The sequence below is a fragment of the Providencia sp. wls1922 genome, assembly GCF_009706505.1.
Classification (GTDB): Bacteria; Pseudomonadota; Gammaproteobacteria; order Enterobacterales; family Enterobacteriaceae; genus Providencia; species Providencia lanzhouensis.
This window is the reverse complement of record NZ_WLUG01000093.1, coordinates 1-14,020: the sequence shown is the minus strand read 5'-3', so window position 1 is coordinate 14,020 and position 14,020 is coordinate 1. Positions and strand designations below refer to the sequence as shown.

Annotated in this window: 8 protein-coding genes; 2 read left to right on the top strand and 6 right to left on the bottom strand. The window is 45.5% G+C overall.

Features of this window, described 5'->3' with window-relative positions; translation table 11 throughout:
• Nucleotides 1–70: 70 nt before the first annotated feature.
• Nucleotides 71–1,561, top strand: a complete 1,491-nt coding sequence (locus GKR71_RS12045) for an MFS transporter (RefSeq protein ID WP_154599601.1) — start codon at nucleotides 71–73, stop codon at nucleotides 1,559–1,561.
• Nucleotides 1,562–1,792: 231 nt separating this feature from the next.
• Here GKR71_RS12045 and GKR71_RS12040 read toward each other — a convergent pair whose 3' ends face one another.
• On the bottom strand, nucleotides 1,793–3,223 hold the full coding sequence (locus GKR71_RS12040; RefSeq protein WP_154634333.1) for an MFS transporter: 1,431 nt from the start codon (nucleotides 3,221–3,223) through the stop codon (nucleotides 1,793–1,795).
• A gap of 74 nt (nucleotides 3,224–3,297) precedes the next feature.
• On the opposite strand from GKR71_RS12040, the gene GKR71_RS12035 reads away from it, so the two are divergent.
• Nucleotides 3,298–3,960, top strand: a complete 663-nt coding sequence (locus GKR71_RS12035; RefSeq protein ID WP_036950643.1) for a helix-turn-helix transcriptional regulator — start codon at nucleotides 3,298–3,300, stop codon at nucleotides 3,958–3,960.
• Here the strand turns inward: GKR71_RS12035 and GKR71_RS12030 are convergent.
• The 5 genes from GKR71_RS12030 to nagK all read right to left on the bottom strand — a co-directional run bounded on the left by GKR71_RS12030 (nucleotide 3,944) and on the right by nagK (nucleotide 13,835).
• On the bottom strand, nucleotides 3,944–4,522 hold the full coding sequence (locus tag GKR71_RS12030) for a rhomboid family intramembrane serine protease (RefSeq protein ID WP_036950645.1): 579 nt from the start codon (nucleotides 4,520–4,522) through the stop codon (nucleotides 3,944–3,946). The two genes, GKR71_RS12035 and GKR71_RS12030, sit on opposite strands and share 17 nt — an antisense overlap.
• Nucleotides 4,522–9,459, bottom strand: coding sequence for a DNA repair ATPase (locus GKR71_RS12025; protein ID WP_036950647.1), 4,938 nt, complete (start codon nucleotides 9,457–9,459; stop codon nucleotides 4,522–4,524). The genes GKR71_RS12030 and GKR71_RS12025 overlap by 1 nt, the downstream gene beginning before the upstream one ends.
• A gap of 120 nt (nucleotides 9,460–9,579) precedes the next feature.
• Nucleotides 9,580–11,781 carry a flotillin family protein gene (locus tag GKR71_RS12020; RefSeq protein WP_154609361.1) on the bottom strand — a complete coding sequence of 734 codons (2,202 nt, stop codon included), beginning with the start codon at nucleotides 11,779–11,781 and terminating at the stop codon, nucleotides 9,580–9,582.
• Nucleotides 11,782–11,855: 74 nt separating this feature from the next.
• Complete coding sequence (locus GKR71_RS12015; RefSeq protein WP_036950652.1) at nucleotides 11,856–12,494, bottom strand: OB-fold-containig protein; 639 nt, start codon at nucleotides 12,492–12,494, stop codon at nucleotides 11,856–11,858.
• A gap of 429 nt (nucleotides 12,495–12,923) precedes the next feature.
• Nucleotides 12,924–13,835, bottom strand: a complete 912-nt coding sequence (nagK, locus tag GKR71_RS12010) for an N-acetylglucosamine kinase (protein WP_036950654.1) — start codon at nucleotides 13,833–13,835, stop codon at nucleotides 12,924–12,926.
• Between the last annotated feature and the right edge of the window lie 185 nt (nucleotides 13,836–14,020).

Below are 14,020 nucleotides of genomic sequence, written 5' to 3'. Positions count from 1 at the left end.
GTACGTATGGAATTATATTGTAGCACGATCATCCATCAAGGTGATCAATTAAACAAGTTGAGAAGATTTTATGATAGCAGATTATAAACGTTGGATTATTTTACTCTTAGTATCGAGTGTTTTATTTCTCATCGTCATTGATGTCACCGTGCTATATACCGCACTGCCTAAGCTCACCCATGATCTAGGTGCAACAGCGTCTGAAAAATTATGGATCATGAATGCTTACCCGCTAGTGGTTGCGGGGCTATTGCCTGCTGCGGGAATGTTAAGTGATAAAGTAGGTCATAAGCGGATGTTTATACTAGGGTTGCCCTTATTCGCATTGGCCTCTCTGTGCGCGGCATTTTCACCGAGTGCATTGAGCTTAATTTTATCTCGTGGTTTCTTAGCGGTGGGTGCTGCGATTAGTATGCCAGCGACATTAGCCATTGTTCGCCAAGTATTTTTAGATCCGAAAGAGCGGGCACTGGCGATTGGTATTTGGTCTGCAGTGGCATCGGGTGGTGCGGCAATTGGACCATTAGTCGGCGGTGTATTACTTAATCATTTCTGGTGGGGCTCCGTCTTTTTAATCAACGTACCTGTCGTGCTGTTGGTGATCCCATTTGCGCTTTCTTTAATACCAAAAAGTACGAGAAATTCGCAGCAACCGATTGATTATTTAGGCTCTTTGTTTGTCTTGGTGGGGTTGATTGGTTCAATTTACGCCTTGAAAGAACTTGGAAAAGCCAATATTGATTGGTTCACGTTACTTATTGCAGGGGCGATCGGCATTGCCTTTCTGGTTATTTTTAGCCGTCGACAGTTAGCATCAGAATCGCCCATGATTGATTTCAAATTGCTTGGCGACCCTCGATTTTTTGCGGGTATTATGATGGCGATTTTATCCATCGTGATTATCGTTGGTGTCGAGCTTTTGCTAAGTCAGCGCTTGCAGTTGGTATTAGGTTATACCCCATTCGAGGCGGCGTTATACATTATTCCGATCCCGATTGCGTCTGTGTTAGCGTCTCCGTTAGCGGGCATGTATCTACATAAAGTCGGCGCTAAGCTAATGATGATTTTAGGATTTATTTGCACATTAGTTGGCGTCATTGGGGTTGCGTGGGTATTCAAAACCTCAACCGGCTTGGTATTACTGTCATTCTTATTCTGTGTCGGGTTCGGATTAGGTGCCATTTTTACCACAGCATCAACCACCATCATGTTAAATGCGCCAGATGAAAAAGCGGGAATGGCAGCATCCATTGAAGAAGTGGCTTACGAGCTAGGTAGCGTGCTCGGTGTGACATTTATGGGTGGCTTGATGAGTGCGGTTTATACCGCAAAGCTGGTATTACCGGCAGGTTTAACGGTAGCAGACAAAGTCTATGATAGCCTTGATGAAGCGTTAATTGTGGCTGAAGGGTTATCGCAAGATAGTGCAAGTCTCTTAGTGAGTCAGGCGAGTATAGCATTTGATAGCGCATTTATGTCTGTCATGATTGCTACGGTAATCGTGCTGGTGGTGAGTATTGTAGTTCTACCTTTTTTCTTTCGCCAAAAGCGTACCGCCTAACAATATTGTTCAAATAACTTTGTCTAAAAATTAAGAACAAAGTGCGCCGAATAAAGGCGCACTTTTCATTTAATAGACAAAAAATGATTCACGGGCCTGAGTGTCTATCTCTACGGGAATTTAAAACCAATAAGGAATTTTCGAGAGAAATTCCTAACTCATTATTTTTATTTAAAAAATAATCAACAAAATAGAAAGATGCTCGTGATTGAGCATCCTTCTATGGTCTGATTATTTAACTTTGCGAATTAAAACTGCAGCCAAGAATGGGCTAATAGCAAACAGGGCAAATAACCAGACAGAGGCTTGTTGAGCACCAACTAACCCACCAGGATTAATCAATCCGCTATTATTGACCACCACGCCCACTAATGCCGCAGATAACGCGGTTGCATACAATTGGATCGTAATCACTGAAGAGGATGCTAAGTTTTCTTCCCCTTTAGGTGCCGCATTAAATACTCGCAGAACTAAATGAGGCCAGCAGATGCCAATTCCTAATCCAACTCCCATCATGGCGAGTAGGTAAAGAATAAATAATGGAATGGAGTTAACTAAATCCAGATTAGGGGTTAGAACAGCTAGAATTATCAGCGATACCAAGATGATAACGGGACCCGCTTTAAGGATGCGTAAAACGATGGCACCCGTTTTATTAGCGCTGAGTAAAGCACCCACCGTCCACCCCGCTGCCATCACGGCAGTTAAATAACCCGCCATCAACGGTGAAAACTGGTGAATGGTTTGCAGGAAGTGAGGCACATAAATTTCGGTGGTCATTCCCCCCACCAGTAAACCCATTGTCAGGAAAATAACCCCAAGCTGAGTTTTTAGGGAGTAAGCCCCTGTGGGGAGTAAACGCTTTCCATTTTTACCATCAATAAGCGCAATGGTGACGAGCAAGGCAATGCCAATGAATAACCCGATAAGATTGCTGAGCAAGCTTTCCGATAAACTGCCAATTGAGATAGCCAGCACGGAAATAACTAACAGTGAAATCGCAAGAATGGGAATTTTTGTTGTTTGCGCTTGCTGAGATTTTTTCCCTGGTAATTGGTTGATAACTATCATTGCCAGCACAACCGCCACGGGCAATAAAGCCCAAAAAGCCCAGCGCCAATGACCCCCTTGAGCAAAAATACCGCCAATGGCAGGACCACACAACGTAGCTATCCCCCACATACCGGATATCACTCCCATGGCGCGAGACCACAAGTTTGGCGTGAAGACAATACGGATCAGCGCGTAGCTAAGCGCGAATAACATTCCGCCGCCAAGCCCTTGTAAGGCGCGCCCGCCTAATAAGGTGAGCATGGACGGTGAGGATGCACACCAAATGGCGCCCAAGGAAAACAGTAACAGAGCGCTAAGGTAGGCAAGTTTAGGTCCTAGGCTGTCCAGTACTTTACTGGATAATGCAGAGCCAATAATGGAGGTTGCCACAAATAACGTGGTGTTCCACGCATAATATTCAAGACCGCCAATATCATTGACGACACTCGGTAAAATCGTGGTGACAATATAAATATTGATAGCATGAAGTGCGACGCCACCTGTGAGGGCTATCGTCAATAATGCATTAGTGCCGCTGAGTAAATCGGCCCATTTTCCTTGAGGTTCGGTGCCTGTTTCATTGAATTCGGTGACAGTTTTGTTGCTCATACGCAGACCTGCTGGACGAAAGAGTAAAGAAAAGGGTATTATCCAAGTATTGTCTTGGATAATAAAATTACACTATGAATAAAGCAAGTAAATACTTTGATAATCTAAATCTCACTCAAGCAGTGGATAAGGTGCTGTTTTGCATCAAAACCAAAGGACCCGTTTCCACAGCAGTGATTGCCCATGACCTGGGTTTAACGGGGGAAGCAGCACGCCAGCATATCCATAAATTAACGTCACTGGGTCTGGTGGAAGGAGTTCAATGCACCGCACAATCTGGCGCTGGGCGTCCTCGGCAAAATTGGGTATTAACGGAACTGGGACATCAACGTTTTCCCGATACCCATGCTCAACTCGCTTTGCAGCTCATTGATTCAGTGAAAACCATTTTTGGTGATGAGGGGCTAGAAAAGCTGATTGAACAGAGAGAAGCGGAAAGTCGCAGTAAATATTTAGGGCGCTGCCAAGGGCTGCCATTAGAACAATGTTTAGCTGCACTCGCCGAGGTTCGTAGCGAAGAGGGCTATATGGCGAAGGTTGAGCAGGAAGGCGATAGCTGGTTATTTATCGAAAACCATTGCCCTATCTGTGCGGCGGCAACCGCGTGCCAAAACTTTTGCCGTTCTGAATTGGCGCTATTTCGCGAAGTATTAGGGGAACAGGTGAATGTAGAACGGGAGCAATACCTGCTTGATGGTGCAGGGCGCTGTGTATATCGGGTTACTTTGAAAGGGTAGTCGGCGGCGTCGCTTTTAATTTTTTATTGGCTAACCACGCATAGGTAATTCCGGCGATGGCGCCGGCAATATGGGATTCTGTCGATATTTGTTGATGAACAGGCAATAACCCGCTCGCCATCGCGCCAAAATAGAACAGTACTAACAGGGCAATAATGATATCTAACAGTTTTCGGCGGAAAAAACCTTGGGCAATCAATAAGCCCCAAAGCCCAAAAATCCAGCCGCTAGCGCCAATGTGTAGCGCATTTCTGCCCACTAGCCAGACAATCAAGCCGCCAACCACAATAATAAACGCGCTGGCATAAGCATATTTTCGAATGGAATCATGCAGCAGCAGGGCGCTTAAAACCAGTAATGGCGGCAGATTACTCAGAAGATGTGCCCAATCACCGTGGATCAGAGGGGCGAAGATAATCCCCACCAGCCCGTGCAGTGTTCTTGGTTGGATGCCGAACCCAACAAGCGCGTAGCCACTTAAACTATTGGCGATTTGAATAGTGATCAGTAAACCCGCAAGGGTAATCAGTAATTTAATTCGCGGGCTTAGCCAAGTTTGCATTATCGATGTCCGAGAGATTGTACGCTTTCAACCAGTTGGGCGAGCTGAGTCACAACGCGGTCGCCCACATCGGCATTATCACCACCTAATGCTTTGTTACGCAAGAAATCTTTCTTGATTTGCTGCCAGCGTGCTGCATCTTTCTCATTCAGCCTTCCGCGTAATTCTGCCAGCTTCAATAAGTTCTCTTCAGCACCTGTCGTTAATAATTGCGCTTCCCCAAGATAATGGTCATCCAGCAATCTCTCTAATTCATCATCATTCATAACGGAAGAGACTTTCTCGCTGAGCTTGTTCATATTTCGGTAGCTGCCTTGCAGGCGGAATGCCGGCTCGGTTCGATATTTATCGGACTGTGCGGCACTGGCAATATATTGCTGGTTTACCTTCAGAACCACATCGCGCAGGCTGAGTAATCGGGAAATAACCGCAGTAATTTCATTTACTTCCGCATCGGAATACGGGTAGCTGAGTGCATTAGTGGAGACTGATTTGCCCATGGCTTTATCCACCAGCAAATACAAATCATTTAAATCGCGCAGCGCCAACGGTGCTAATACTGGGTTTGAGGTCAGGCTGTTTTCTATGTAGCTCAATGCAAAGGCATCATCCATCCCACCGAGCACTTCACCCAGGTTATAAATATCCGCACGGTTGGCGAGCATATCAGGGATACGGAACACTTCGCCAGATTCGGTATACGGGTTACCCGCCATGACAACACAGAATTTTTTACCGCGCATATCGTAGGTTTTGGTTTTGTCTTTCCATACCCCTTCGATGCGACGGGTTCCATCACACAGGGAGATAAATTTCTGTAAAAATTCAGGGTGAGTATGTTGAATATCATCCACATACAGCATCACGTTGTTGCCCATTTCGAGGGCGAGGTTTAGTTTTTCCAGCTCTTGTCTGGCGGTAGCATTCGGGGCTTGCTCTGGGTCGAGGGACAGCACATCATGCCCAAGCGCAGGACCATTAATCTTCATAAAGATCAAACCAAGGCGGTCAGCCGCGTACTCCATCAGGGTCGTTTTACCGTAACCTGGCGGGGAGATCATCAGTAACAAGCCCATTAAATCGGTACGCTTGTTTTCGCCTAGAGCGCCAATTTGCTTCGCCATGTTGTCACCGATAATCGGTAAATAGACGTCATTGATCAGCTTGTTACGCACAAATGAGCTCAGTGGCTTAGCTTTGAACTCATGAAGTTTTAGGCGGCTGCGCTCTTCACTCACAATGCGCTGACGCAGTGCTTGGTATTGACGGAAGGCTGGAATAAATTGCTTGCGCTGTTCGCGCATTCGACTGAAAAAGTCATCCAAACTTAACGAGAGAGTTTGGTTGTGGATTGTCGGGTGATCCCCCAGTAATCCAGTAACTTTAAAGTATAAATCGGCTTCGCTATAACGTGCCGATGCCATTTTATCTAAGATAATAATGGCGATGGCGCCTGGAATGTATGGACGTAAATGTGCAAATTCGTCAATCGAACACAGCCCTTGCAGCCAATTTTGCAACAGCGCCCAGCGCTGAGCATAGCGAGTGCCAAGGTTTTGCTGTGAATGATTGAAATCCAGCCACATATGGGCTTCTTCTAAGCGCGTTTGTAGTGCTGCCACTAAGTCCCGCGCATATTTGCTGTACACCAATTCAATCGGCGTTCTGGCTAACGCAAAACTGAGGTATTCCGCAGCTTGAGCTTGCTCATGAGCTTGGCAATTAATTGGATTATCTTGTAGGAATAAGCTGACATCTGCCTCGATCTCCGCTTGAAGATCTAAAAGGGCATCATCGTTATTGAATAGCTGGCGGATATTCATCGCGGTTCTGGCTCGTTCTGGCCATTGGGCAGGGTATTCGTTGCTTTGAATGTGATGCCAAAAAATCGCCGCAATGGCGCGAGCTGTTGGGTTGAAACGCAGTAAATCCGCGCTTTCACCAATCGGGATCAGCTTTTTCAATATCGCGATAGCGTCGTGGTCGTGGATCCCTTTTTCGTAGCCTTCTTTGTAGCGTGGAGCCGCAAAATCACGCACCAGTTTGTCGATTTTTTCAGGGGCAGACAGCGTACTTTTTAGGGTATCGAAATTCAAACCATCTTGGCGTTTTGCTGCGGCATAAATGATGGAATACGCGAGGTATTCAGCGCGATAAACGGTATCAGATTCGGATTCGAGGTTGGCTGTCCAATAAGGCTGCAACTGTGCAAGTTCGGCGTTCTCAATGGGTTCTTGGAAATCCGTTCCGGTGAGGTATACCCACAGCTGGTTATCTTTTGGCAAGATAGTCAGGTCAAGCTCTTGGGTGTTAACACTGAAACGGTGGCGACCCAGCTTAATAATGTTGCCGCCATCTTCAAAGATATCGGTTTTATCCCGCAAAATGCGAATGGCTTGGTCACGAGAGGCTTTGAGTCTGGCATCGATATCGTCAGCTTTGACGTTATCGTTGATTTCTCGTAGTTTCTCGATGATTTCACGGGTTTTTTGTGCGAGCGGGTCGGTAGCAAAAAACGCATTCAGTTCATCTTGGTTTTGCAAGCGTACAGTACGGCGTTGAAGGCTTTCTAATAAGCGGTCGGCGGCCGTTAATAAATTCTGCGAACGGCGCTGGCGGTCATCAATCAGGATTTGTTTATGGGATTCAAACGTTTCCAGTAATTCTTCGCGTTTTGCCAGAATATCATCAAGAAATTCATCGTGATGGCTAAACTGACTTTCTAGCTCTTCTAACTGAACCAGTAATCGGGATAACTGATCATCACAACGTTCTGGGTCAGTCGCGAGGGATAATGCGTTGGTGATACCTTGGCTAAATAGGCGGAACTGCGCCCCAAATTGCGCCACGCTCTCAATGCTAGTTTGAGATTTACGTTTTTGCTGCAAACGGGCGCGGGACTGGTTTAACTGGGCATAAATGTGCGAAATGGCATCGATGATATGGGTCTGTAAGGTGACATCATCAAAACTCAATGAAGCCATTAAATTAGATAGCATGTCCAAATCCGCTGACATTTTTTCCATGTCATTCATTGGGACATCTAACTGCGCGCTGGTTTGTGCTTTTTCAATTAACTCTTCAAAGGTCGCGAGCTGAGTTTTAAACGGTTGCAGAGCTTTGTCGCTGGCAAGAAATTGCGCAGTGCCTTGGGAAACGCGTTGCTGTGCTTCGGTGATTTCATTTTCCATCTCACTGAGTTTTGTGAGATCCATATAGCGGAATTCTCGCAATGAAATCAGATGCCCTTGTTGGGCATTTAAGGCGTTTAGCCCATCTACAAATTGTTGAATATCCGTCCATCCTTCAGGCAATGTGAGGGACAGTAAGGAGCGTTGGCGAGTGACCGCCTCATTCATTGATTTGACGGATTGCTGGCGGATGCTTTCGACTTTCTCGTATTCGTCGAGTACCAACTCACTGGTTTGGGCGATCTCTTTTAAGAGTTTGCCAATACCTAAGCATTGTTCGTCATTAAACCAATAGAAAATATCCAGCAAGTTTTTAGGTTGCTGGCTGAGCTGTTCATAGCGGGAAACGGAAACTTGGTTGCCTTCAATCTCTTTGGCGACATGGAGAATTTCGGAGATCCCGCGGACTAAATCGGCATTACCGATACGCCCAAGAAACCCACCCCGTGGCGGCTGCTTATCGGCAAATTCGTCAGAATAGAATGGGGTTTGCCACACCTGCATAGGGTGAACGCGAGTGGCTTCGTCACCTTCCCCTTCGAACAGCACCATTTTGCCATCTTCGAGCATGGCATAACCATGACCGATTAATGGTACGGCAAGTTTACGTTCAATTAAATTGTAATTGAAAAGGGCGATACGACCTTGGTTCGGGGAATAAAACACATACAGCACATCTTCCCCGTTGGGTGAGCGGCGCAGACGACGAAAACGCATGCCATCCATTGGTTGCTCGAAGGTTTTGTACTCCCCGTTTTGCAGGTAGTAACCCCCTGGGAAGATAATTCCGTGATCTTCCGGCAACTGCACGCACGCTTGCCCTATGGCATCAATACGGTGAACGGTTTGATTCAGAATGTTGTAAACCAGATAGCGCCAGCTCTCTTCGCGGTATGGCAAGATTTTGAGTAAAATTAGGCTGCCAGTCTGAGCATATTCAATTTGGGCGTCATCGAGGGATTGGTTTTTATCGAGTACCGCTTCGCGGTATATGCCCAACCCATCTTCGGTATTATTTTCACATTTGATGGTTAGGTCGCCGCCGATGGTTTCCACAAAGACGGTATCGAGAATATTAATGTGAGGATAGCGTCCATTAACGGTATTTTCCCGCGTAGTACGTACCCATTCGAAATCATTGGTGGGGGGTAGGGCGATATCACGTTCACCCCGGTTATCGATGTATTCGATGCGGGATTTATCGCTGGAAATTGACCAGCGGAAAACACGCACGTCGGTTAACCGATCACCAATTTGGAAGCTGGCTAACAGCTTGCCATCACGCTCGACCAATTGCAGTAATTGCGTGTTTTTGTAATAGGTATATAGCTCAGTAAAATCCTGAACAAAGCGCGTATCATTGAGGAATGTCTCTTCGTAAGGGACAGAGATTACATCAAAATCACCTTCATTTTCAGTGAGTTGATATAAGGAAAAAACATCTTCAATGTGAGTTTCTTTTTTCAGACCCAGAAAAACGTTATAGCCAAATAGCAGCCAGTCACCGACACGGACAATGTCCCTTGCTTGGCAGTTATTTTCGGTACGAATACGGATACGCCCGATAATGTCCATCTGGCTTTGACCAAATTCAGTCAACCGGCTGTCGTTGAGTTGAGCTGCTTTTTGGTGAAGTTGCTGCCCTTGTTCGGTTAAGCGCTTGCGTAATATTTCGTACGCACCACCTTCCGCGACGGCACTGTCGAGAATTTCCTGTTCGCGATTCACATCTTGGGTTTCTGACATGTTTAACGAATTTCCTTGGTCTTAAAAAAAGATACGCTCATAAACCGCTAAGTTGCCTATGTGCTGCAACTTGGCGGGATGAGGTATAAAACTTACTTGAAAAGCCTGAATATTGATAAATTAGCTTTGATTATCATCGTAAGACACGGGTTTGTTCACGATGTTTTTCGCTGTTTGTGGTGCGCTTTTTGCAGCCATAAAACCATTGATTAAATCTTTGACTTCAGGGTGTTGCAGTAAGGACGCGATATCAATTTTCTTCTCTTCTGTGACTCGATTGACTAACTTTTCAAGGTTATCTTTGGCAAAGCTACTTTTATCCATAAACCCATCAACGGCTTTACCCAAGCTCAGCGCTTTGGAGAAGGTGTTAAAGAAGTCGCCATCACCGCCCACAATTTCGATGTTGGTTTTGCTCAGTGCCGCAGCCAGGACATCCGCTTGCTCGCGAGCAATTTCTTTATTCGCTTCAATGGATGCCATGGATTGCTCGAACTCTTTCTCAAGGCGCATACGGAACTCTTCATGTGAACGAGCCGTATCACTGAGGTGATCCATAGATTGGAATTTATCAGTCAGACCGTCAGCTTCCGCTTTCAGACGCTGGCGAATCACTTCGGCTTGCGCTGCCCCTAATTGACCTTCACCGCGAGCTTGGGCTGCCAGTTTTTCTTCCAAGACTTTTGCATCTGCCAAGCCCAGTTTTTCTTTCGCGTTGGCTTGTTGTTCTTCACCACGAGCCTGCGCTGCCAATTTTTCTTCCAGAATTTTCGCTTCGGCAAAACCTTGCTCGCGTTCGGCGTTCGCTTTAGCTTCCATCACTTGCGCTTCGGTTAAGCCTTTTTCTTTCAGACCACGAGCTTCGGCTAACAGTTTTTCCGCGGTGATATTGGCTTGAACCAGACCTTCTTTCTCTTCAGCTTCGGCAGTGGCTTGGCGAACACGGGCTTCTGCTAAGCCTAATGCTGCATGTTCTGCTTCAATCCCTTCCGCTAAGCGTTTTTTGGCTTCAGCTTGTTTGGCGGAAGCTTCCAGTTCTGCTTGTGCCATAGTGCTGATTTCTTCTGCACGGTGCTTGGCACTTGCTTCATCGGCTTCGGCTTTTTTCACCTGGCGGACTAAGGCTTCTTCAGCTTCCGCTTGGGCGTTGATCACGGTGACTTGCTTCATACGCTCAGCTTCTGAAATTTCGCGGACTTCCTTGATACGTTCCTCTTCCTGCGCGACGGTTTTTTCGACGGCAACACGTTCGCGGATCACGTTAGAGATGTTTTTACGTTCTTCTTCTAGCGCTTTTTCTTTTTCAATACGTTGCAGCTCAACTTCACGTTCACGGGCGACAATTTCTAGCTCGCGAGCACGGTTGACACGCTCTTCTTCGATAGCCACGGCGCGGGTGCGGTTCTGTTGAGCCACTTCCACTTCACGCATGCGGTTTTCTTCACGAATTTCAATTTCTTGCTGAGTTTGAATACGCGCTTGCTCTGACTTGAGGCGCTCTTCTTCTTGAACGCGTAGGGTTTCAGCTTGTTCTCGTGCACGGATATTATCAATTTCACGTTTTTGACGGGCTTCAGCGTCGGCTTGTTGGCGCTCTAATGCTAAGCTCGCTTCGCGGGTTTCCACGTTTTTCTTTTTGATAGCTAACTCTTGGTCGCGCTCTTTTTGGTTAGTTTCGATATTGTGGATAGCGGTAATTTCAGTGATTTTGCGAATACCTTCGGAGTCGAAAATATTATTCGGATCGAGGGCAGATTTCGGTGTTTGTTCTAAATAGTCGATTGCTACGTCTTCTAGCGCGTAACCATTAAGGTCTTTACCAATCACATCAACAATACGGTCACGGAAGCTTTGACGGTCTTCAAACAGTTTGGCTAATTCTAATTGCTTACCAACCGTTTTCAGGGCTTCAGAGAATTTAGCGCTGAATAGGGCGCTGACGGCTTGATGGTCAGAGGCGCGCTCAACACCGATGGCTTTTGCTACTTTTAATACGTCTTCAGTGGTTTCATTAACACGCAGATAGAAGGCAACAGTGATATCTGCACGTAAATTATCTTGGCAAATTAAGCCGTCTTTACCACGGCGATCCACTTCCAGCGTCAGCAGCGAAATGCGCATAAACTCTTTCTTGTAGATAACGGGATACACTAACGCACCCGTGAAATGCACTTTTGGTTGTGACGACATGTCGTTGACAATCAGAGCGGTACCTTGAGGGACTTTGATGTAGAAGGCTTTAAATAAACCAAAGAACCCAAGAATGATGATGATCACTCCCCCAACAACCGTTAAAAAAGGCATGTATTCAGCCAAATCCATATTTCTTCTCCATGGGTTCTGACGATGTCGTCATTCTTTATTAATTAGCAAAGTAGGTAGTTTATTTTTTGTGTTTACTGCCTGAATTCGTTCTCGGTGACAATTTGGTAACTGTGGGATTGAGGGTCATAACTGATGATAACGACGCGATCCCCGCGTTTAATATTTTCGGCGCTAGGTGCTCTAACCTGCAAAATCAGCCCCGCACCGCCATCTTCTAAGGTGGCTTCCCCATTTTGTTCTGTGACAGTCCCTGAGCGCACGGTTGCCAATTTTCCCATTAGCTGATGAACCGTTTTGGGTTTATTAATATTAACCAGTCGGCTACGGATGGGTTTTAGGCAAATGGCGGTTAAGTGCAGGGAAATAAAGGCGGTGATCACTAGCGACGTGACTCCAACGGCGTAACGCAGCAAGGTCATATCAATAAAGCGTAGGAATAAATGCGCAGCAAAGTAACTAATCAGCCAGCCGAAGAGGGTGAATAGCGTCAAGATAATGGTGACGGGAATTCCGGCTAAACCAAGTTTTGTCAGCCAGCCGGCAAAGCCAGTGAGATCGAGGCCGTCAGCATCTAATTCGGTATCGATATTAAATAAATCAATATCTAACAGACCAAAAGCGGCACAAAGCCAGTAAAACAGGACAATAATCAGTAAACCGCTAAAGATAATGGTCGGGAAAGCCAAGCAATTTTCTAAAAACAAATTCATTTATTTTTCTCTTTAGTTAAGTGGCTGAATGTGACTTTAGCGGGTATCTGTCTGTTACGTGTATGGCCTTTAACTGTGTTTTTATCGCGAATTTATCTAAAAATGAGCAAAACCACGTTAATCATAAGCTCTTTTCGCGTTAACAACATAGGACTAGTCTAAGTCTAGTTTCTAGATTATCTCGCTGATTTTTATGGTTAATTTTCTGTTGTTAATCTGAAAAAGAAAAAAGATTTAACTTTTTGATTATTAGCCAATTTAATTAAAAATAACAAAGATGATAATTATTCTCAATTATATTTTGGTGATTTTGAGGTATTGGTCATCTCTACTCTCGATAAGTCGAAAGAGTAGAGATGCGATTGCGGAATAATGTGCGGAAAGAGCAGTTTGCGGACATTAAGTACGGGTATTAATGAGTGCGGAAAATTAATCGACCAGGTTCAAAAATGCAGCACCACGGGCACCACCAGAGGCACCATAACGGGCTTTTTCGATAACGGGCATTTTCGCAATACCATAAAGATATTGAGGTACCATTTCCGGTAATAGGCGATAAATTTCATCAAATTGTGACAAGCCGCCGCCAATCACCACTAAGTCAGGGTCAAAGACAGTAATAACTTGCCCCATAAACATCGCCAGCACCATCATATAGCGTTCAACATGCTGTTTCGCAGCGATGTCACCGTTGTGATAACGTTCAATAATCTCGATAGCAGAGCGTTTCTCACCGGTAAATGCGGCATAAATACGTTCGAAACCGGGGCCTGAAAGGTAGGTTTCAAAACAGGCTGTTTGACCGCAACCACAGACAATTTCAGGTACGGTGTCCCCGAGATATTTTGCAGCACGAACACTCATGTTCATGTGTCCGATTTCCCCAGCAATGCCATTTTTCCCTGATAAGACCTTGCCGTTGATGACGAAACCGCCACCAACACCAGTGCCCAGAATCAAACCTAACACGCTAGGGTAACGCTTGAATTCAGGATCCCACGCTTCTGATAAGGCAAAGCAGTTGGCATCATTTTCAACTCTAACGGGGCGATTTAACAGCTTGGTTAGGTCATGAATGAAAGGTTTATATTGTGCGCTTGGGACATTGGTCGTAAATACCACGCCTTCTGCGTGATTGACGATCCCCGGAACACCAATGCCAATTTTACCTTGGCAGTTAAACTGCGCATCGGCTTCAGCCGTTAAATCACGAAAAGCATTGAGCAACGCGAGATAGTCATCTTTGGGGGTTGGAACACGTTTTTGCCACACTTGATTGAGCGCTTGGTCGAACACTGCTAATTCAATTTTGGTGCCGCCCATGTCAAAGCCGTAATACATTTCATCTTCCTCAAATTGGTCTATTTCATTAAATAGAAATGTATCTATTTGATAAATAATGACAGAGAGTCAGTAATGGCTTAAGTATACAAAAGTTTCCCAAAAAATGATTGCGGGATGATTTTAATTCGATTATTGTCATATCCCATGAGTGTTATATTATAACATTACATTGTATTTTATTT